General features: G+C 42.6%; 1 pseudogene. It reads left to right on the top strand.

Features of this window, described 5'->3' with window-relative positions:
- Nucleotides 1-38: 38 nt before the first annotated feature.
- Nucleotides 39-603: pseudogene (locus ACT3QP_RS15015) on the top strand (transposase); the annotation flags it as partial.

Genomic DNA, 603 nt, shown 5'->3' with positions numbered 1-603 from the left:
TAAACTTGGTAAACTAAGCACAATTATAGGAGTTTACCATGACCAAGAAATTAAGAACCTACAGTAACGAATTTAAAGCTGAAGCTGTCAAGAAGATAGCAGATAATAATGGCAATATCTCAGCTACTGCAAAGCAGTTAGGTATTGCCATGCAAACGCTATCAAACTGGCATAACAAAGCCAATCAAGGCAAGCTTGTTGGCACAGAGCAATATGATCCTGACCTTATGAGTGCTCTTCAAGAAATAAAGCAGCTCAAGCGTCAGCTCAAAGTGGCTGAAGAGGAGCGCGAGATTCTAAAAAAGGCGACCGCGTACTTCGCGAAAAACAGCCCGTAAAGTACGCTTTTATCAAAGACAATCGTCAGATATTTAGCACCACTACTATGTGCCGTGTATTAAGCGTTAAGCCCTCAAGCTACTACGATTGGCTAAGTCGTGACATCAGCGAACAGCAGGTACACCGCAATCAGTGCGAGCTACTAGTTAAAGCCGCTCACAGTGAAATGAAAGAACGTTATGGCGTAGATCGATTGCATGCTCATCTAAGCAAACAAGGCCACAACATTAGCCTGTATATGGTAAGAAGCATCAAAGAGGAACA

Source organism: Psychrobacter sp. AOP7-B1-24, from assembly GCF_052376215.1.
Lineage (GTDB): Bacteria > Pseudomonadota > Gammaproteobacteria > Pseudomonadales > Moraxellaceae > Psychrobacter.
The sequence above is the reverse complement of the archived record's forward strand: the minus strand, read 5'-3'. Positions and strand labels throughout refer to the sequence as shown.